The organism is Brucella gallinifaecis, from assembly GCF_006476605.1.
Taxonomy (GTDB): Bacteria; Pseudomonadota; Alphaproteobacteria; order Rhizobiales; family Rhizobiaceae; genus Brucella; species Brucella gallinifaecis.
The window spans coordinates 29,438-50,561 of record NZ_ML636815.1 but is presented as its reverse complement, the minus strand read 5'-3'; the positions used below and the strand labels follow the sequence as shown (position 1 = coordinate 50,561).

Below are 21,124 nucleotides of genomic sequence, written 5' to 3'. Positions count from 1 at the left end.
TCTAACTAAACTACAAGGACGAAACAGTCTGCCGCTAGCAGCGTCGCCGCCCTCGTTGATCGCCATATAGACCTCACCTAGAAGGGAAGTCAACGGATAATTCTAAAATAATATGCATTTATTTCCACAGGCATAAGCCTATTGTTGAAAACATTATAGTCGCGCTCAAAAGTCAGTCACAAGCTTTGCCCGACAGAAATGAAAAGCGGTCTTTTAAAAAGTGGATTCGGTCGTCAACAAGTCCAAATGAAAACGGCGCCCACAGGAGCGCCGTTTTCGTTTCAACAAGATCGATAATTATTCAACCTTATCAAGATCGACGTCTTTGGTTTCCTTGACGAACAGGAGACCAATCACAAGCGTGATTGTTGCAATGATGATTGGATACCAAAGACCATAATAGATATCACCCTTGGCCGCACTCATTGCAAAGACTGTTGCTGGCAGTAGCCCACCAAACCAACCATTACCAATATGATATGGCAGCGACATACCGGTATAACGAATGCGGGTTGGGAACATTTCAACAAGGATAGCGGCAATCGGGCCATAGACCATCGTTACATAGATTACGAGAACGGTCAGGATCGCGATTGTCATTACCCAATTAACCTGTGCAGGGTCTGCAACCATTTTAAATGCACCGGCATTTGGAATGGTATAAACAGCCTGACTTGGTTCACCTGCGGCATCCGCTTCGATCTGCGTTACGATATTTGCCTTTACCAATTCCTCATTGGTCATCGTCGTGCTTTCGCCCGCACGAACGGCATCTGCATTCAGAGCCAGCTCTGGATTTGCAGCAATGAAAGCCTCAAGCTTGGAATCTGCAACCTTTGCCGGGCTACGAACCAATGGCCAACCGGCTTTTTGCAGAGCAAGGTTAATATCATGAGCTAGAGCAGCCTGTTTTGCTTTTGCATCAGCTCCAGCCTGGTTCGCATCGAAAGAAACAACTGTTACATCGCCAATCTTGACGGTTGCCGGCTGGCCCGCAGCGCCAGTTACGACATCATAAGGCACGGCACTGCGCGACAGGAAGCTGGTCGCAATATCGCAAGAGCTGGTGAATTTGGATGTACCGGTTGCATTGAACTGAAAATTACAATCGCCGGGAGCGGCTGTAACTGTTGCACTAATTGTCTGTTCTGCATGTGCAAGTGCCGGATTTGCCGCTTGAGTAAGAGCTTTAAATAACGGGAAATAGGTCACTGCCGCGAGAAGAAGCCCTGCCATAATAATTGGTTTGCGGCCAATCTTGTCCGAGAGCCAACCGAACACAACGAAAAAGCCTGTTCCGAGGACCAGTGCAGATGCAACCATGATATTGGCCGACTGGTTCTCAACCTTGAGGACGTTCTGCAAGAAGAAAAGGGCATAGAACTGACCACTATACCAGACAACAGCCTGACCCGCGGTTAGTCCGAAAAGAGCAATTAATGCGATCTTTGCATTTTTCCACTGACCAAAAGCTTCAGAAAGCGGAGCTTTGGATGTCTTTCCCTCTTCCTTCATTTTCTTGAATGCCGGCGATTCGCTCATCTGAAGACGAATCCAGACAGAAATGGCCAAAAGCACGATAGAAACCAGGAACGGAATACGCCAACCCCAGGATGCGAAAGATTCTGTGGTCATTACATTCTGGATGCTCAGAATGACCATCAAAGAAAGAAACAAGCCAAGCGTTGCGGTTGTCTGAATCCATGACGTGTAGAAACCGCGGCGGCCATTAGGCGCATGCTCAGCCACATAAGTAGCCGCACCACCATATTCGCCACCCAGTGCCAATCCCTGCAACATACGCAGAATGATCAGGATTGCGGGCGCAACAATACCAAGCGTTGCCGATCCAGGAAGAACGCCAACGAGGAATGTCGAAGCACCCATGATAACAATGGTGACAAGGAATGTATATTTACGACCGACGAGGTCGCCGATACGTCCGAAGACGAGTGCACCGAACGGACGGACAAGAAAGCCAGCCGCGAAGGCAAGCAGAACAAAGATATTACGGGTTGTTTCAGGATACTCATTGAAAAACGCAGCGCCGATAAAGGCAGCCAGCGTTCCATATAGATAAAAATCGTACCATTCAAAAACAGTACCAAGTGAAGAAGCGAAAATAACCTTCTTTTCTTCACGCGTCATTTTAGGTGCGCCAGCCTTGGCGCTTGATTGCATTGACATAGGGTTCCTCCCAACAGCATTTTTGCTGATATGTGCGGGCGTTCTCCTCCAACTTCCGCACACTTCTCCACCCGTTTATGATGAACTGAATCGGTTCAAACAGTTATTATCTTTTAGTATGAGAAACCGAGTTTTATCTATTGGTGGGGAGCGCAGGATTTAAACCCGTTAACAGATGGCTGTCTCAACGAATGCGCCAAGATTAAAGGCTGTGGTGAGCCTTGCCGTGGACAGTTTTCCGCTCTGCCGTTTTTTTGAAAAACCATGACGCATTGCATAATATTGCTGTGCAAACGCTCGTTTTTCAAAAACAATATCTATTTTGAGAAAACAGACATCCACAATCAACCTGTTCATTGTGATACACTTTAATATATTTCGTTTAGTGCTGATTGTCGCTTGCAGCCGCCACATCCTTTTCGTAATCATTCCAATAGAGCTAGAATCTGTCACGCACGCGGTGTGAACAGCATAATCAGTGGAGATTTTTAGTCGGTGTCAGGTCCATCCTTTTCTTTGATGGGAGCATATTTTCCATCCTGGATGCTATGTCTATTAATTGCGGTAGTAATCACGATCCTGCTGCGTGTGATTTTCATTCGCATTGGTCTTGATGACATTCTTCCTTTTCGCCTGACTGCTTACACTGCTATTGTCATAGCAATCGCCTCTGGTCTCGCGCTTTTTGTGTATGGTCGATAAATATGGAATCCAACGCTTACCGCAAAAAAGAATTCAGTATTGTTGGCGTGGCGCTAACCGGCATTCTGATTATTGTCGCCTTTGTAATGGCATGGCTTTATCTACGTGATTCCTATAAGAACCCGCTTTCCAACGATGCTGTGATTGGTGCTAATTATGTAAATATAGCGGCAACAGTTCCGGGTAAAATTATCTCCATCAATGTCACTGAAAATCAGGCAGTCAAAAAAGGCGATACTCTTTTTTCCATTGACCCTGAACCGCTCAGACTGCTGGTTGAACAGACAACGGCTGACCTTGCTATTGCTGAAGCTGCCCTTGATTCTCAAAGACGCGCTGTCGCTGCTGAATCACAAAATGCACTGATCGCTGATGAGCAAGTCACTCGGGCCAGAACGAACCTTGATCTTGCTGAGGCAACATTGAAGCGTTTGGAGGCACTTAGTCCAAAAGGCTATGTAACACGCCAGCAAGTTGACGATGCAAAAACCCTGCGTAATGATGCACAGATCAGTCTTAACCAGGCGGTGAAACAAGCTAAAACTGCGACCACTCTGGTCGGCACACTCGACAGTGCGCAGGCACTGGTCCGCGCCCGGCAAGCAGCCCTTGCTCTTGCGCAGCACAATCTCGATAACAGTGTTGTCAAATCACCCCATGATGGGCGTGTTGTTGGGCTGACGAATGGCACAGGCCAGATTGTTGCACCTGGGCAATCCTTGTTTACACTCATCGATACTTCCAGCTGGTATGCCACTGCTACTTTTCCCGAAACAGAACTGAGCGGCATCAAGGTCGGAGATTGTGCACAGGTACGAATTCTAGCCAACAGTTCGATTGTCGTGAAAGGCCGTGTTGAAGGAATTGGCTGGGGTGTTTCGTCGGAAGATCTCATCAATATTCCGCGAAATCTTCCTTACGTGCCCAAAAATCTTAACTGGGTTAGAATAGCGCAGCGTTTTCCAGTGCGTGTAAAATTAATCAACCCTCCAGCAGAACTTACGCGTTCAGGAGCGTCAGCCGTTGTGACAGTGCATGATGGCGACAAGTGTTAAATATAATCTATTCGATGCGATCCGTGAAACTTTAGCGGATCTCGCGCCATTTCCTGGACGAATGGCCACTGCATGGCGCGTAGCGGCTGTATGTGCCCTTGTGGCGGGCATTGCCATGATGTTTCACATCCCGGAATCCGCGATCAGCTGTTATCTTGTTATTTTTCTAATGAAAGCCGACGGCGCTGAAAATACCATTGTGGCAACCGCTGCCATTATAGCCATTACATTATTGGTAGCGCTGATGGTTCCGGTGCTGCAATGGACAATTGAATCTGCATTGCTGCGCATTCTTGTCATGATCATTGTATCATTTGTTTTTATATTTCTTGGTGCTGCAAGCAAACTTGGTGAAGGCGGCAGTATTGTCGCACTGATCATTGCATTTATTCTTAGCCTAATAAACGAAGTTCCCATAAATGGCGTTATTTCTCTCGCCTTGCGTTATGCATGGGAAATGGCGATTTTGCCGATGTTTGTTATTGCGGGATTCAGCCTGTTTTTTGGCCGCTGGAGCGTGTCATTGTTACGCGATGAACTGCGCGAGCGACTTTTAGTTGCCCGTAATTCATTGTTACGCAAAGATTCTGAGGCCAAGACCTCCCTGCAGGAAAAACTTGCTGCGGCTAATGATGATGAAAACAAGCGCTCAATGCTTGTTAAAATATTGCATCAAACGACGGCCAGGAAATCAGCGAAAATTCAATCTGATATTCCCGCATCCTATCAGTTACTCTTTGCAACGTCAGCGCTGCCTGAGGATATACCGGATGAGAGCCGGCAGCACTATGCGCAGCAAATTGATTCAATGGTTGAGGCCATAGATCAAGGAACGCCGATACCAGCGCCTTTAATTCAGGAAGAAGCCACTCTTACGCAAGAAGAGAAAGGGATAGTTCAGTCCCTGCGCAACATCGCAGGGATTGAAAAAACCGAATATAATAAAGGTTCAGGTGACAGTTTCTTCGCCGCTGATGCCTTCACCAACCCAGTTTATCAACGTTTCGCGCTGAAAACGACCTTGGCCGCTATCCTGTGTTATATGTTCTATGCTGCGATCAACTGGCAAGGCATCCATACTGCAATGGTCACATGCTATGTCGCATCAATGGGCACGGCTGGCGATACAATTCACAAACTGGCTTTGCGCATAGGCGGCTGTCTTATTGGTGCTGCGATCGGTATTGCGTCGCTTATTTACCTTATGCCACAGCTTGAATCGGTTGGCGGACTTATGGTGCTGGTTTTTGCTGTAGCGCTCGTTGCTGCCTGGGTTGCTGCAGGCAGCGAAAAGATTTCCTATGGTGGTGTACAAATTGGCCTTGCCTTTACGCTAACCGTTCTACAAGGTTTTGGCCCAACAACCGACATGGATACAGCACGTGATCGTATCATCGGTATTCTTGTCGGTAATTTTGCTGTCTATATTGTTTCAACACTCATATGGCCTGCCCCCGTTGCAACAATTATCCGGCAACATCTGTCAGATGTGCTCAACAAAATAGCAAAGGTTGCAAGTGTTGCTCCAGATGAGCGTATGAAACTGATTTCTACCGCAGCAGAAACAGAACGCCTTCTGGGAGAAATACGTTATTGTTTCTATTTGTTGCCTTTTGAACCGGCTGGTCTCAGACCTTCAGAAAAGCTTGAAAAAACATTCAGGGGCTTTGCTGATCAGCTTGCCTCGCTTAACAAGGAAGTCTACTTCTCTTGCGATTCTCAGCCCGGGGCTGTGGAACGATTAAACGCAATCTCGATGCATATTGGTTCTGAGCAACGCCAGGATAAGTTTGCTCCGAAAGAACAGACCGATACTGCCACAGGAGCAGGAAATACAGAGACGAGTAAAATCGATATGCATCTTGCGCATCTTGAAGCACTTTTGAAGGATGGTAAGGAATGAAAAGGCCTTTCAATCCGGGCTTTGTTGCCATGATTGCAATTATCGCTACTATGCTGAGCGGTTGTGCTACCGACGCCTTGAAGCTTGCGCCTGCAGCATCTGATGAACCATGGCAGCCAGAGCAGGACAAGAATGCTCCGGCCAAAAAAGTTGCGGCAGGCGAAAAGGATTTTAGTGTTCCCGCTAATCCTGAACTGGCGCTCATCTCAAGCCCGGTGTCTATTGACACACGCCCCTCCTACAATCTGGCAGAGTTAATCGACCTGGCACAGCGCAGCAATCCCACGACACGTAACGCCTGGGAAAAAGCACGGCAGGCTGCTCTTGCTGTAGGAATGGTCGAGGCAACCATGCTGCCGATCATTTCTGCCAATGTCATCGGTGGTGTTCAGAAAACATCAACCCCGGTTGATGTTCCGTTGATCGGTGAGCGCAATATTAATACAACTCTCAAAGGTGTTTCTCCCTCGATTGCCCTTCAATGGCTGGTTTTCGACTTTGGACAACGTGCGGCACTGGCCGATGCTGCAAAACAGGTCTCATTTGCCGCCAATGTGACATTCAATGCGATGCATCAGAAAGTGATTTTTGATGTTACACGCACCTATTATGAATATAGCGCCGCTGTTGCAGGACAACGCATTGCAGAACAAACACTACGCAACAGCAAGGCGGTTCTTGCGGCGGTTCAGGCAAAGTTGAATGAAGGTCGTGCCACAACTGTTGAGCTGGCTCTGGCCAGACAACAGGTAGCACAAGCTGAATTGCGTGTGGTCAAGGCACAGGGGCAGAAACAAAACACCTATCAGGCGCTTCTGGCATCGATGGGCGTTAATGCGATGCTCAATATCAATATTGAAAGCTCTATGAAAAAGCCACTGCCGGGCAAGTTCGAAGGCATTACACAGTCTGTCGTTGAAACAGCATTATCGAGGCGTCCTGATGTAATTGCCAGCTATGCAGCATTGCAGGCCAGCAAGTCGGGTATCAAGGTAGCCCAGGCTGAGTTTATGCCAAAAGTATTTGTGGCTGGTGCCCTTGCTTCAACGTCCAATCGCTTTGATGCAGGAAGTTTGCCATCAATTGGCAATCAATCCTCTGGTGCAGGCATTCTTGTCGGGGCAACAATGCCGCTCTATGACAGTGGTCTTAGAGCGGCGCAGCTAAAGAATGCAGAATCCACACACAATGCAGCAACCGAAACCTTCCGCAAGGTGCAGCTTGATGCCGTTGCAGAGATTGTTCTTGCATCAAACCTGCTCAAAACATCACTCGCTGCCAACAAGGCAGCCGGTGTTCTTGTGCAAACGTCGGCAACTGCGTTTGATGCGGCGCTCGAATCCTACAAAAACGGGCTTGGCACAATTACAGTGGTCAATGAAACGAACAATGCCCTGCTTGATGCAAAACTGGCGCAAACCGATGCCCATGCGACTTCACTCATTGCCGCAGCCAATCTCGCATTCTTAACCGGCAGTTTGACATCAAGTGCCAAAACAGGCTTGCCCGGGGTTGCATCCAGCCAATAGCACCTATTCTTAAGGCGAAATAGAATGACAAAATACTGGATAGCCGCAGGCATCATTCTGCTTTTGACGATTGTAGCCTTTGCTGTCTGGTTTATGATCCGTCGCAAGCGGACCTGGGCAAGAAGCATCATCGCCCATATTGCATTCGTCGTTTCAATGTGCGGATTGATTATGACTTTCCGGCAAATAGCATATATGCTGCTGGGTGATTACAAGATTACAGCGATTACGCCCGATCTTATTAATACAATATGTGCTTTCGCCATGGCGTTGCTTGTTATGCAGCAGCTATTTCAGCTCATCAATCGCCTTACCCACAGCCAGATCAACCGAGGTAACGATGCCACTACGGCACGCATGATTGCGCGGATATTAAAACTCGCATTATTCATGATCCTTGTACTGCTTTTTGGCGAGCATTTTGGCATAGGGCTTTCAGGACTGCTTGCTTTTGGCGGACTTGGCGGCGTTGCCATCGGTATCGCCGGAAAAGATATGCTGAGCAACCTATTCTCAGGCGTCATGCTGTATTTTGACAGACCCTTCAGTATAGGGGACTGGATCAGTTCTCCAGACAGAAATATAGAAGGCACAGTCGTAGAAATTGGCTGGCGTCTTACCAAAATAACCACATTTGATCATCGCCCGCTATATGTACCCAATGCAGCCTTTTCTACTATCAGCGTAGAAAACCCCGGACGCATGACCAATCGACGCATCAAAACGACAATTGCTCTGCGCTATGAGGATGCAGACAAGCTCGCTCCTGTCATCAATGACATCCGTGCAATGCTGAAAGCCAACCCAAAAATTGATCAGAAGCAGACGACTCTTGTTTATTTCAATGAATTTGCCGGATCATCGCTTAACATATTGATCTATTGTTTTACCAAGACCACGGTTTGGGCAGAATGGCTCGATGCCCAGCAGGAGATATATCTCAAAATTGTTGACATCGTGCACGCCCATGGAGCTGACTTCGCCTTCACATCCGAGACCCTTTATATCCAACAGGATAAGCCGGCTAAGGAAGAATCATCTGAGGTTAAAAGTGTCTCCTGACCCTAGGGTCAGGACCCTAAACAGCTTGTCCTGCACTCCAGCCAGATGACCATGCCCATTGGAAATTATAACCGCCCAGCCAACCGGTAACATCAATCACTTCACCAATGAAATAAAGGCCCCGAACAGTCTTTGATTCCATTGTTTTGGACTCGAGATCGCGTGTATCCACGCCGCCCAGTGTAACTTCTGCCGTGCGATAACCTTCCGAACCTGCCGGCTTCACACGCCACTCATTCACAACAGTCGAAACCTGACGCAGCACAGCATCCGGCAGGTCGGCCAGATTTGTTGGAGGAAAATCTGCGGCAACAAGCTGAGCCAGCTTTTTTGGAAGATACAATGACAAGGCAGTTTGCAATGCTTGCTTGCCATTTTTAGAACGCTGATCACGCAAGGCTTGAAACAGATCGAGCTTCGGCAGCATGGAGATCGCGATTTCATCCCCCTCCCGCCAATAAGACGAAACCTGCAATATAGACGGACCGCTGATACCACGATGGGTAAACAGCATTGCCTCTGTAAACTTCATTTTGTTGCATGAAACGACTGCATCAACTGCGATGCCCGCCAATGGTTTCAGGCGTTCAAGCAAAAGCGGCTCAAAAGTCAGAGGTACAAGACCGGGGCGCGTCTCGACAAGGCGCAGCCCAAACTGCGTGGCAATATTATAGCCAAAACCTGTTGCCCCCATTTTCGGAATGGATTTTCCACCCGTTGCAATGACCAGCGATTTGGCATTAACTCTTCCTGCCGAATGGCTAACCACGAAACCACGTTCATTTTTTTCAACACTCTCGATTGATGTTTCAAGCTGCAAACGAGCGCCGTTATGCCTCATCTCATCAAGCAACATATTGATAATTTGCGTAGCTGATCCATCGCAAAACAACTGCCCAAGTGTCTTTTCATGATAGGCAATATGATGCTTTTCTACCATTTTGATGAAATCAGATTGGGTATAGCGACTTAAAGCGGAAATGCAGAAATGCGGATTTTGCGACAGGAAATTCTTTGGACTTGCATGAATATTTGTGAAATTGCAGCGTCCCCCGCCGGAGATACGAATTTTATCACCGGGCATTTTTGCATGATCAAGCACAAGGACCGAGCGACCACGTTTAGCTGCTTGAATTGCGCACATCATGCCAGCAGCACCAGCGCCTATAATCAAAACATCGACGCTCTGCAAAATTCAACTCCAGCTTGATGACCAAACCGGCAACATATTCAGAGAATTTACAAGCGCAAGGTGTGTTTTGCAGTTTTTAACCGTATAGAAGGTAGAAGAACAAAAGTCTGACCAATTATACCGCACGGGGGAGCGTTTGAAAATTTTAGCCTCGACATCATCAGGAACAGCGCGGGGAAAGCCCTGTTTTCCGTTCGGAGCTGTCTTCTGGATGCTGCTCATTCTTGTAGCTCTTATTGGTCTGTTAAGCATCACGCTCACCGTTCCAATCGGCCCGATGTATTGGGACACATATCTCTATCTCGATGCTGCACAGCGCATCAATAGCGGACAAATACCGTCAGTAGATTTTTCAACACCTGCCGGACCGCTGGGATATTATCTTTTCACATGGGGCATGAAGCTTTTTCCACAAGCGCAATCAATGCTGCTTGCGCAATGGTCCTTCCTTGCAATTGCAGCGCCACTAATGACAATCGTGCTGCTGGAAACGGAGAGAAAAAGCAAAGCACTAAGCTTCGCACTTCTCATTCCATTTCTGGTTTTTGCAATCTCCCCGGTCAATGTGCAAAGCTATTCATCTTATCCCGGGCTTGACGGTTTTGGCATTTATAATCGTCAGGCAGCGCTACTGCTCTATGTCCTGACTTGCGGGCTGATCTTCATTACCGATAGCCGCAAACTTGCAGCTTTTTGTGCAGCTGTAATGCTCGCGCTGTTTCTAACAAAAATTACAGGCTTTCTGGTCGGCGGTCTGTTTGGCTTGACTGCTCTTCTTGCTGGGCGGATATCTATCAAGAGCATATTGATCGCAACAGCTATCGTTCTTGTAGTTTTCGCTTTACTTGAATTAAACAACCATATGATTTCGGCCTATATGGCCGATATTCAGCAGCTTTTATCGTTGAATGAAAGCGATTTGCTACCACGCTTCCTCACCGTTATTTCCGGTAAATTTGACGTCATATTGCCAGCAGCAATACTTGTGCTGTTTCTCTTCTGGTTTGAGACGACGCACAATATCACTTCAGCACACTTCTTTGATCGCGGATCAGTATGGCTTGCGATCACCCTTATCGGAGGTATTGTTTTAGAAACTCAAAATACCGGCAGTCAGGAATTCATCTTCCTCTGGCCCGTATTGCTTATGATCTATCAGCGCATCAAGCATATTGAAGGAAAATCAAAAGCCGCTTTCATAGTGCTCGCTGCCTTCTGTGTTATTCCCACTATCAGCAAGGTAACACACAGAACCTTACGCGCAATTGCCGTGGCACCAACCTATATCCAGCCACCTGTGAGCGAATTGAAGAATATGCGTCAGGTTTCGGCCAGACCTGACATCATGGATCGCGCAAAGCTTCTGCCAGAGCATTATGCCGACTATCCAGAGCCTTATGAAGCGCTTGCCAAACAGGGGCAATTGCCAAGCTGGCAACTTTATTCCGAACTTGATTATCAGATGTACTGGCTCATTTCAGCCGATGAGGCACTCAAGGCCTTAAATTTGTTTGAAGCAAAAACAGGCATACATCTTGACACGCTGATGACGCTTGATTTCACCGACCCCTTTCCATGGCTTCTCAACAGAGAGCCAACACGAAAAATCCAGATCGGCGCTGATCCATTTCGCACAGTGGGGGCAATGACACCGGAGACCAAGGCCGCAATTGAAGCAACAGATGGCATATTGCGCCCAAAATGCCCAATGACATCCTCGCGTCTTGCCTTGCAAAAAATCTATGCTGATGCGCTTGAAAACCGCGATATCATTGCGCTCACCCCTTGCTGGGACATTCTGTTGCGGCGCAATATGCTGCCCAGATAAAAACCGGGTGAAATCACCCGGTTTTATTCATTATTTGATCTGCGCTTTAACGAAGTCTTTGACAATGCGGACAATTCCGCGTCCGAGAACTTCGTCAAGAGCGTTGATAAACGCATCAACATGCACGCGGCCACAAATCAATGGCGGCTCTAGCCGGATAACATTACGATTATATTCCGTGAAAGCCACAAGAACACCGTGATCGCGTAAAAGGTGACTGCCGATAAAGCCAGGCAAAGAGCCTTTCAGCTTGTCATCAAGCATAGCCAGCACAGGGCGCAGCACGATTGGCATGGCATTGGAGAAGTCGTGGAATTCCAGCCCGACCATCATGCCTTTGCCGCGCACTTCTTTGATGAGTTTCGGGTAACGCGCATGCAACTCATTCAAACGTTCGAGCAGATAGTCGCCCGTTTCCGCTGAGTTATCGATCAAATGCTCGTCGTAAAGTATGTTGATCGTTTCAATGGAGGTGATACAGGCTTCACCAATACCACCAAAAGTCGCCATTGCATGAATCATTGCCGTCTTCGGTGTACCGTAAGCTTTCATATAGACGTCGCGCCTGGCAATCATTGCGGCCATTGCCGTCTTGCCGCCGCCAAGTGACTTGGCCAAAGCGGTGACGTCGGGAATAACGCCATAATGTTCAAAGGCATAGAATTTTCCAGTGCGGCCAAAACCGCATTGTACTTCATCGGCAACCCAGATCACGCCATACTGATCACAAAGCTGGCGAAGTTTCTGCCAGAATGCCATATCGGCCTGAATGATGCCGCCGCCACCCTGAACGGTTTCCAGCACAATGACACCAATTTCCGGGTCTGCACGGAAAGCATTTTCAATAGCATCAATATCACCAAACGGGACGCGCACCGTGTGATCAACCAGTTTGAACTCGCCACGATAAAGCCCGCCATCGGTGATCGATAACACGCCTTTGGTCTTTCCATGGAACGAGTTTTCAGCATAGACGATCTTCGGTTTTTTCGGGCCTGCGGCACGTTCTGCAACCTTGATTGCCGCTTCCATCGCTTCCGAACCGGATGAGCCTAAAAACACCATATCAAGATCGCCCGGCGAACAGGCTGCGATGTCATAGGCAAGGGCTGCCGCATATTGCGACATGAAGGCAATGGCGATTTCATGCCGCATTTCTTCCTGAAACTTGCGACGCGCTTCAAGAATACGCGGATGATTATGCCCCAGTGCCAGCGAGCCGAAGCCACCAAAGAAATCTAATATCTTGCGACCATCCTGGTCAAAATAATACATGCCCTCGGCACGTTCAATTTTCACCTTGTGGAAACCGAGCAGCTTCATGAAGTGTAACTGACCCGGGTTAAGATGGCTGGTGAACAGCTCGGTCATACGTGGCAAATCAAGTGCCTTGGCGTCTTCTACTGTCAGAAGCTTCGGCTTAGGCGTGGTGTTTGTCAGGATTTGATTGGTCATGGCCTGTCCTCATGCTTCCTTCGATGCAAGCTTTTTATGATATTCGCTATAGGCTGCAATCAGCATATCCTCATCGCGATATTGCGGTACCCAGCCAAGTTCTCGCTCGCCCTTCGACACATCGAGAACACACATTTCATCGGCAATCAGATATTGCTCCGGGTCCATCAAAGGCTTGTTAAGCCAGTCGAGAAAATCCAGTGTGCGCTTGACCGCCCAGGCTGGTGTCGGCACCAGAATGGATTTTGATCCAGCATGCTTGACCAGATCACCGAGCAATTTTCGTACTGGCGGCGGGTTGAGCGAGCCGAGATTATATACCTCGTTCGGCACGCCTGCCTTGAAAGCTGCATAGCATGCAGATGCACAATCAAAAACAGAAATGAATTGATAAGGGTTTTTCCCGGACCCGATCATCGGTACCGGCAAATTGTTATCGATCAGCTTGAACAGTTTTTCCAAAATACCAAGGCGTCCCGGACCGATAATCAGGCGCGGACGAAACAGAGTAATATTCATGCCGTGATTGCGCCATTCGGCAGCCAGTTCCTCGGTCTTGAGCTTTGACAGTCCATATTCACCGAGCGGGTTGCACGGGTGATCTTCCTTCTGCGGCCAGACATAGGTGTGACCATACACCATATCAGTGGTGAAATGCACAAGACGCTTTGCACCGGCCTCGTCCATAGCCTTGATGATGTTTTCTGTGCCGTAATAATTGACCGGAAAGAAGAAATCATGACGCTTGGCCCGCACCTGAAGCGGCGAAAGCATCTTGGCCGAGAGATTATAGACCATATCATCGGCACGCAGGCCGAGCTTGCGAATGGCCTGCGGGTCGGTCACATCCGTTTGCACGAAAGTTACCTGGCCATAATGCTCGAGATCGCTTTTCACAATATCCGCCACGATCACTTCATGACCATCAGCGAGAAGCATGGGAGCCAGATAACGTCCCACAAAGCCATCACCGCCGAAAATAATATGTCTCATAATTCTGCCCCGACTTTTAAAATTAGAATCTATCCCGACAAGTGTGAAACGCTTTGCGGGATAGCATTAAAGTAAATGATTATAGTGCTGAGCGGTCATGGACCGCTGCACTCTGTTCGGCATTGGTTGTTTTGCCGCTCTGTGCAATCAGCACTGTTCCAATGCAGATGAAAGCGATACCCGCAATCTTGTAAGCGCCCAACTCTTCCTTGAATAAAAGCCATGCGAAAACTGCCACGGCGACATAAGCAAGGCTCAAAAAAGGATAGGCAAAAGACAAATCAACCTTTGAAAGCACATACATATGGGATGCCATGGAAATTACGAACATGGTCAGACCAGCGAAAACCCACGGATTAAAGACAATCTGAAATATCCGGTAAATCAGCGTATCCGCTGTATAGCTGGCATTGCTGAATGACATCATGCCATATTTGAGCAGCAACTGTGCGGCTGCATTGGTCATGACCGTGAAAAGAATGAATGGGATATATTTCATCATCTGTCCCGTGGTTTAATTTTTTAATGCGGTACGCCGCCAGAAATCAGAGCAGAACCGTGTATCGCGCATGTCTTCAAGTTGCTGCCATTCCGGAAAGCCAGCCTTGAATGTTTCAGAACTCATGCGCTGGTCCTTATATGGATTGACGCGCCCGCCAGCCTCAATTGTCAGACTGTCAAGCTGATCAAGCAGATCCAGCGTCTTGCGTCCTTTATTGGGGAAATCCATTGTCAGCGTATAGCCGGGCTTTGGAAATGACAGCAGCCCGGGAGAGTGCAGATTGCCGAAACGCTTGAGAACTGTCAGGAAAGAGGATTGTCCGGCATCACGACTTGCTGCCAGCATTGCCGGAATTGTCTTCTCAGCCATATCAAAAGCTATGACGCTTTGATGCTGATACAGCCCGGATGGGCCATAGAAACGGTTCCAGTTACGCAGTCCATCCAGCGGATAGAAAAAGCTCGAAAAACCTGTCAGATGCGCTTCCTGCCTGCGTCTTTTGCCATGAAAATAAAGGGTGTTGAACGCAGTCAGGCTCAGCTTGTTGAGCATAGAAAACGGAAGATCAAAGGGTACACCCAGCCGTGCTGTTCCACTGCTTGCGCTACGATTGCCATTGATGGCATGATTACCGGTAATCAAAACACCACGCCCTTCCGAGCGTCCGCGTGCCAACTGATCAACCCATGCGACGGCATATTCATTGTCGCGATCTGATCTTTCCGCGATCTCAAAATATTCAGACAGGTTCTCAAAAGATGTGATGCGTTCCTCGACATCCAAAGAACCAACCGGCATCAGACGAATACGAGCATTGAGGATAAGCCCTGTCAGACCCATACCGCCAATTGTTGCCGCGAATAGCTCAGCATTTTCAGAACTGGAACAATGATAATGCACACCATCAGAGCGAAGCAACTCCAGGCTCTCGACATGGGCGCCAAATGTTCCGCGCACATGGTGGTTCTTGCCGTGCACATCATTGGCGATTGCACCACCAAGCGTCACAAAGCACGTACCTGGTGTTACCGGCAGAAAATAACCATATTGGGCAACCTTCTGGATAATCTCGTTCAATAGCACACCGCTCTCCGCTTCCAGAACTCCGGTATGCGGATCAAAACTCACAATGCGGTTATGCGCCTGCATAGGTACAAGCAAACCTGCATCATTATGGCAACTGTCGCCGTAAGAGCGTCCATTACCGAAAGCAAGCAAGCTTTCCGGCCCTTCCAGTCTGGAAAACACCTCATCGAAAACGATCGAACTTCGTTTTCTGCGGTCAATGCGCCCAAAACTGTCGAAAAACTGTTCCATCACCTTATTCCGGCTACGAACAGCAAGACCACACCAATTGCTATCACCACCTGACTGCGCCAGTCATGAGCAAGAAAGACAACCGGATCGTCATCCACCTCTTTGCGATGTGCGAGAATCCAGACACGCATAACGATATAAAGAACGATCGGCACAAGCGGCCAAACAAGCCAAGGGTATGTATAGAGCTGCTGAACAGCAGCGCTGTTGATATAAAGTGCCAAAACCACCACAGCCGTAAAGCCGGATGCAACACCACTCTGACCAACAATACCAATATCTTCAGGTCTGTACCCCCGCCCAGCAATACGGTCTTTTTCAGTCACCATTGAATTATCAAGCTCCACATAGCGTTTGACGAGCGCAAGTGACAGGAAAAAGAACATCGCAAAAGCCATCAGCCAGAATGATGGAGGAATTTCAGTCGCCGCCGTACCACCCAACAGACGCAAGGTGTAGAGCGCTGCCAGACAGAGCACATCGACCAGCAACATACGCTTCAATGCCAGCGAATAAGCCGTCGTTGCAATCAGATAAAGACCGATAACAAAACTGAACTCCAGTGGCAGAAAAAAGCATAATACTCCTGCAATCAACAAAAGCAAAACCGATATTTTAAGGCCAAATGGAATACTCAATGTGCCGCTTGCAAAAGGCCGCAATTTCTTTTTGACATGCTGTCGGTCAAGCGGAAGATCGATTATATCGTTGAGAATATAGATCGCAGATGCAGCTGAGGAAAAAGCGATAAAGGCAAGAATTGAAGCAATTAAATCATCTGGCAGAAAAATGGTATGCGCCAGAATAGCCGGAACAAACACAAGCAGATTTTTAAGCCATTGATGGACACGAAGCATTTTCAGATATGGCTTAATTCCAGTAACAGGCTGCTCAAATAAATGACTTTCACTAGCCTTTTGAAAACGCGATGCAGCACGATCAGGCGCCACCACAATCGCCTTGCGTGCAGCAGCAAAAACCGCAAGATCAGCACGATCATTGCCGGCATAGTCAAAGCCTTTGGCTCCATAATGTTCAGTCAGAGCCTGTGCTTTTAATCGAGACGAAAGATTAGTCCGCTCACGCGTTGCAAAAACGGTTTCAAACAGCCCAAGTTCATCAGCAACGGACTGCGCCAAAGGTTCTGCAGCCGCTGTCGCCAGCACAAGTCTGCGCCCGTTTTTATGTTGAAGACGCAAATATTCCAGAAAATCCTGCCGATATGGAAGCAGTGAAGCATCCAGTACAATACGTTTGGCAATCTGAAGTTTCAAATTAGCCTTGCCGGAAAGTAACCAGACAGGCAAACAAAACAGATATAAGGGATTTTTCTTCAGCAACACAAAAACGCTTTCCCACAACAGATCTGTTGCAACCAGCGTTCCGTCAAGATCAACGGCCAAAGGCACTTCATGGCTTTTAAGCCGTTCATCCATGATCGTTTATCCCCCTGATATAAACCCGCTTTAAAAAATTTGATCTGATCAAATCAGATTAGCGCTCTAATCCATCATTTGAACGCGCATCTTTGCCCGAAAAACGCTTCATATATTCACAGCGTGCATTAATCCGCACCTATAGAATGTGAACATAAATAAAATATATAAAACCCCCGATACAATCGATAATTGTTATCGGCCTGTTTGTCTCTATCAATCTGATATTACCGAAAACACTTATGGTTTTGGTTAATAAACCCGCAGCTATATAAACGCTGGTTAATTATAGATATCCATCATATAAGGCGTTTCCGGTGCAGCACCTGCCATGCATCAGTTACCATTTTGCTTCGGTCCGAGAGCCTGGTTATGAATATTGAATTCGCTTTGACTGACGGTGCCAATATTTTCGAACTTGCACCAATTTCTCTCTGGCTCGAAGACTATAGCGGATTGCGTAAGCAATTCGAACAATGGCGTCAACTTGGTGTTACGGATTTACGGGCATTTCTTAAAGAAGACACAAGCCGCCTGCGCATCTGTACAAGTCATATCCGTGTTCTCAAGGTTAATCGCAAGACATTGTCGCTCTACGAGGCACGTGATCTTCCTCATCTGGTTGAAAACCTCAGACATGTTTTTCGTGATGATATGGTTGATCCCCATATCGAAGAAATGGTCCAGCTCTGGAACGGCGACAACGCCTTTATGAGCGACACTGTAAATTACTCCCTTGGTGGCAAGCGCCTTGATATCCAGCTCAAGGGCGTGGTTTTGCCCGGCCATGAACAAAGCTGGGACCGCGTTCTTTTATCCATTGAAGATGTAACTGCCCGCGAAGAAGCACGGCGTGAACAGAGCAAGCACAAGCAACATGCCGAAGGGCTGTTTGAGCATTCACCTGTCTCGCTCTGGGTTGAAGATTTCAGCCGTATCAAACAAATGATGGACGATATTCGCGAACGCGGTATTGTCGATTTCCGTGTCTTTACCGATGTGCATCCTGAATTTGTACGTCAGTGTATGAGCGAAATTCGTGTTCTCGACATCAATCATGAAACACTCTCGCTGTTTCTCGCCTCCGATAAACCAACCCTTCTCAAAAATCTGCCAAATATATTCAAGGCAGATATGGAAACGAATTTTCGGGAACAATTGATTGATTTGTGGAATGGCATTTTGTTTCAGCGCCGTGAAGTGGTCAATTATGCGCTCGATGGCTCGGAAAGGCATTTGCTTCTGCAACTTTCTGTTTTGCCCGGCCACGAGAAAGACTGGTCGCTGGTTCAGGTGGCGCTCACCGATATTACGGCACGCAAGAAAGCAGAAGCTTATCTCGAATATCTTGGAAAACACGATGTGCTGACCAAGCTGCATAATCGCGCATTTTATGTCGATGAACTCAACCGGCTTGAGCGCAAAAACCACACGCCGGTTTCCATCATTATTATTGATCTCAATGGCCTGAAAAAAGCCAATGATCAGCTTGGACATGCAAGTGGTGACAGCTTGCTGCGCCGTATTGGCGAAGTTTTGAACGAAGCTGTAAAGCTGCCCGGACATGCCGCCCGTATCGGTGGCGACGAATTTGCAGTCGTCCTGCCTTATGTGGATGAACGCGGCGCAGAGACAATCATGGAAGATATCCGCCGGTTGATAGACATCAACAATCAATATTATTCGCAACTCAGGATCGAACTGTCGATGGGGGCTGCGACCAGCATGCCCGGCGAAAAACTCGAAACTGTTGCAAAACGCGCTGATCTTGAAATGTATAAAGACAAACGCCAGCATTATTCCGCGGAAACTATACGAAAAGCGCAAACTTCCTGATCATTCATCGAATTTGATAATCGTCTTCCCGCGTGTAAGATCGGTGGCAAGCTGCGCCAGTTCAGCTTGCATCGCAAGTGGCATGGTACCAATCATTTCTACACCCGTTGCAGTGAAGTTTTCATTCTCAATCTTGACGTGCTCCACAGCTGACAGACGCGCTTTTAAAAGCGCATGATCCGAAAAATTGCAGGCAAGTGCAAAACCAATAATAGGGATTACTTCGGTCTTTTCCGCCTGCCGCAAACACATTGCTGCCGTGCCGCCATAAGCACGCATCAAACCGCCGCTTCCTAACAGAATACCGCCAAACCAGCGCGTGACAAGCACCACAATATTATCAAGCTGCTGTCCATCAATCGCTTGCAGGATGGGTTTTCCTGCCGTTCCGCTCGGCTCCCCATCATCGCTAAAACGATAATTCTGCCCGATACGCCATGCCCAGCAATTATGGGTGGCAGCTAGATCCGAATGCCCATTGAGAAAATCCTTCGCTGCCTGCTCATTTATCACCGGCGCGGCCAGACACAAAAAACGGCTTTTCTTTATCTCCTGCGAGATGGTTTCAATGCGGCTGATGGTAAACATGACGACCCTGCAAATAGTATTTTTGCGGACTAGCATTTTACGTGGCTGATGACGACCCCTTCCGCCTGCCTTTGCATTGCGCCCGTACAAAGTTGGGTATAAGGCAATGAAAAGTGAACGTGCATTCTGCCCAGACTATGAAAGGTTTATCAATGTTCGACCTGATTGTGAAAAATGCCAATCTGCCCGACGGACGTGAAAAACAGGATATTCTGGTCAAGGATGGCAAGATTGCCGACATCGTTCCATCAAAGGGCGAGTTTCAGGCAATCAGGGAAATCGATGCTTCCGATCGCCTCGTCACACCACCTTTTGTCGATCCGCATTTCCATATGGATGCGACCCTCTCGCTCGGGCTACCACGTCTCAACCGCTCAGGCACACTTCTGGAAGGCATTGCGCTCTGGGGTGAATTAAAGCCCATGCTGACGGTTGAAGCCATGGTCGAACGTGCCTTGCGCTATTGCGATCTTGCAGTCAGTCAGGGACTGCTTGCCATTCGCAGCCATGTCGATGTCAGCGATCCACGCCTGCTGACCGCCGAAGCGATGATTGAAGTACGCGAAAAGGTGAAACCTTATATCGACCTGCAGCTCGTGGCTTTCCCGCAGGATGGCTATTATCGCTCGCCGGGTGCAGTCGATCTGGTCAATCGCTCGCTCGATATGGGTCTTGATGTTGTGGGCGGCATTCCGCATTTCGAACGCACAATGTCAGACGGGGCGGCCTCTCTTGAAGAACTTTGCCGCATTGCCGCCGAACGTGGTCTGCCAGTCGATATTCACTGTGACGAAACCGACGATCCGATGTCGCGTCATGTCGAGACACTGGCCGCACAGACAATGCGCTTTGGTCTGCAAGGTCGCGTATCCGGTTCGCATCTCACTTCCATGCATTCCATGGACAATTACTATGTCTCAAAACTCATTCCGCTGATTGCGGAAGCCCGGATGAATGCCATTCCCAATCCACTCATCAACATCACATTGCAGGGCCGCGCTGACACCTATCCAAAACGCCGTGGCATGACCCGGGTGCCGGAACTGATGGCTGCCGGTGTTAATGTTGCATTTGGCCATGACTGCGTTATGGACCCATGGTATTCAATGGGTTCTGGTGACATGCTGGAAGTCGGTCATATGGCGGTTCATGTAGCACAGATGACGTCGATTGAAGGCAAAAAACAGGTCTTTAATGCGCTTACAGTCAATTCGGCAAAAGCCCTTGGCCTTGAAGGTTACGGTCTTGAAAAGGGTTGCAATGCAGATTTTGTCGTGCTTCAGGCACGCGACCCGCTGGAAGCATTGCGTCTGAAAGCCAATCGTCTCACAGTCGTCAAACGTGGCAAGATCATTGCTGAAACGCCACCACGTATCAGCACGCTCAACCTCGAAGGACGCCCATCATCTGTCGACGGTGCAAATTATGCACCACGCGGATAATACCCACAGAAATGCACCGGATAACTGATGCCTGTTTTTCAATCATCTGATAAAAGCGCTTGAATTAAAGGCAGACTCGTCTGAAATACGTGACATT

Annotated in this window: 17 protein-coding genes; 8 read left to right on the top strand and 9 right to left on the bottom strand. The window is 48.1% G+C overall.

The features are described from left to right. Nucleotides 1–297: 297 nt before the first annotated feature. Entirely contained in the window at nt 298–2,187 is a 1,890-nt protein-coding gene (locus tag FHY56_RS16230; RefSeq protein WP_140906193.1) for an MFS transporter, read from the bottom strand. Nucleotides 2,188–2,355: 168 nt separating this feature from the next. Next, nucleotides 2,356–2,544, bottom strand: a complete 189-nt coding sequence (locus FHY56_RS16225; protein WP_140906192.1) for a hypothetical protein — start codon at nt 2,542–2,544, stop codon at nt 2,356–2,358. A 138-nt stretch (nt 2,545–2,682) separates the two neighbouring features. On the opposite strand from FHY56_RS16225, the gene FHY56_RS18405 reads away from it, so the two are divergent. Genes FHY56_RS18405 through FHY56_RS16200 form a run of 5 tightly spaced genes read left to right on the top strand, consistent with a single transcriptional unit; the run spans nt 2,683 to nt 8,438 of the window. Next, the gene (locus FHY56_RS18405; RefSeq protein WP_140906191.1) at nt 2,683–2,889 is read left to right on the top strand and encodes a YtcA family lipoprotein; all 207 of its coding nucleotides are present in this window, start codon (nt 2,683–2,685) and stop codon (nt 2,887–2,889) included. 2 nt (nt 2,890–2,891) lie between these two features. Next, nucleotides 2,892–3,944, top strand: coding sequence for a multidrug transporter subunit MdtN (gene mdtN / locus FHY56_RS16215; protein WP_140906190.1), 1,053 nt, complete (start codon nt 2,892–2,894; stop codon nt 3,942–3,944). After that, on the top strand, nt 3,925–5,847 hold the full coding sequence (locus FHY56_RS16210; protein WP_140906189.1) for an FUSC family protein: 1,923 nt from the start codon (nt 3,925–3,927) through the stop codon (nt 5,845–5,847). Before mdtN ends, FHY56_RS16210 begins: the two co-directional genes overlap by 20 nt. Next, a complete protein-coding gene (locus FHY56_RS16205) occupies nt 5,844–7,376 on the top strand; it encodes a TolC family protein (protein WP_140906188.1) in 1,533 nt (510 codons plus the stop codon). Before FHY56_RS16210 ends, FHY56_RS16205 begins: the two co-directional genes overlap by 4 nt. A gap of 24 nt (nt 7,377–7,400) precedes the next feature. Continuing rightward, nucleotides 7,401–8,438, top strand: coding sequence for a mechanosensitive ion channel family protein (locus FHY56_RS16200; RefSeq protein ID WP_140906187.1), 1,038 nt, complete (start codon nt 7,401–7,403; stop codon nt 8,436–8,438). Between the two features lie 16 nt (nt 8,439–8,454). Here FHY56_RS16200 and FHY56_RS16195 read toward each other — a convergent pair whose 3' ends face one another. Beyond that, on the bottom strand, nt 8,455–9,630 hold the full coding sequence (locus FHY56_RS16195; protein WP_140906186.1) for a BaiN/RdsA family NAD(P)/FAD-dependent oxidoreductase: 1,176 nt from the start codon (nt 9,628–9,630) through the stop codon (nt 8,455–8,457). A gap of 211 nt (nt 9,631–9,841) precedes the next feature. Between FHY56_RS16195 and FHY56_RS16190 the strand changes: the two genes are divergently transcribed. Then, a complete protein-coding gene (locus FHY56_RS16190) occupies nt 9,842–11,458 on the top strand; it encodes a hypothetical protein (RefSeq protein WP_235889525.1) in 1,617 nt (538 codons plus the stop codon). 30 nt (nt 11,459–11,488) lie between these two features. Here the strand turns inward: FHY56_RS16190 and FHY56_RS16185 are convergent, their stop codons facing one another. The 5 genes from FHY56_RS16185 to FHY56_RS16165 form a co-directional block, all read right to left on the bottom strand. After that, on the bottom strand, nt 11,489–12,913 hold the full coding sequence (locus FHY56_RS16185) for an aspartate aminotransferase family protein (RefSeq protein WP_140906185.1): 1,425 nt from the start codon (nt 12,911–12,913) through the stop codon (nt 11,489–11,491). Between the two features lie 9 nt (nt 12,914–12,922). Beyond that, on the bottom strand, nt 12,923–13,906 hold the full coding sequence (locus FHY56_RS16180; protein ID WP_140906184.1) for an NAD-dependent epimerase/dehydratase family protein: 984 nt from the start codon (nt 13,904–13,906) through the stop codon (nt 12,923–12,925). Between the two features lie 79 nt (nt 13,907–13,985). Continuing rightward, nucleotides 13,986–14,405: an EamA family transporter gene (locus FHY56_RS16175; RefSeq protein ID WP_140906196.1), complete on the bottom strand. Its 420-nt coding sequence runs from the start codon at nt 14,403–14,405 to the stop codon at nt 13,986–13,988. Nucleotides 14,406–14,420: 15 nt separating this feature from the next. Then, the gene (locus tag FHY56_RS16170) at nt 14,421–15,725 is read right to left on the bottom strand and encodes an FAD-binding oxidoreductase (RefSeq protein WP_140906183.1); all 1,305 of its coding nucleotides are present in this window, start codon (nt 15,723–15,725) and stop codon (nt 14,421–14,423) included. After that, on the bottom strand, nt 15,725–17,161 hold the full coding sequence (locus FHY56_RS16165) for a UbiA family prenyltransferase (RefSeq protein ID WP_140906182.1): 1,437 nt from the start codon (nt 17,159–17,161) through the stop codon (nt 15,725–15,727). Before FHY56_RS16165 ends, FHY56_RS16170 begins: the two co-directional genes overlap by 1 nt. 372 nt (nt 17,162–17,533) lie before the next feature. On the opposite strand from FHY56_RS16165, the gene FHY56_RS16160 reads away from it, so the two are divergent. Further along, entirely contained in the window at nt 17,534–18,997 is a 1,464-nt protein-coding gene (locus tag FHY56_RS16160; RefSeq protein WP_140906181.1) for a sensor domain-containing diguanylate cyclase, read from the top strand. On the opposite strand, the gene FHY56_RS16155 is transcribed toward FHY56_RS16160, so the two are convergent. Continuing rightward, the gene (locus FHY56_RS16155; RefSeq protein ID WP_140906180.1) at nt 18,998–19,585 is read right to left on the bottom strand and encodes an IMPACT family protein; all 588 of its coding nucleotides are present in this window, start codon (nt 19,583–19,585) and stop codon (nt 18,998–19,000) included. 152 nt (nt 19,586–19,737) lie between these two features. Between FHY56_RS16155 and FHY56_RS16150 the strand changes: the two genes are divergently transcribed. Next, nucleotides 19,738–21,027 carry an amidohydrolase family protein gene (locus tag FHY56_RS16150; protein WP_140906195.1) on the top strand — a complete coding sequence of 430 codons (1,290 nt, stop codon included), beginning with the start codon at nt 19,738–19,740 and terminating at the stop codon, nt 21,025–21,027. The last annotated feature ends 97 nt before the right edge of the window (nt 21,028–21,124 follow it).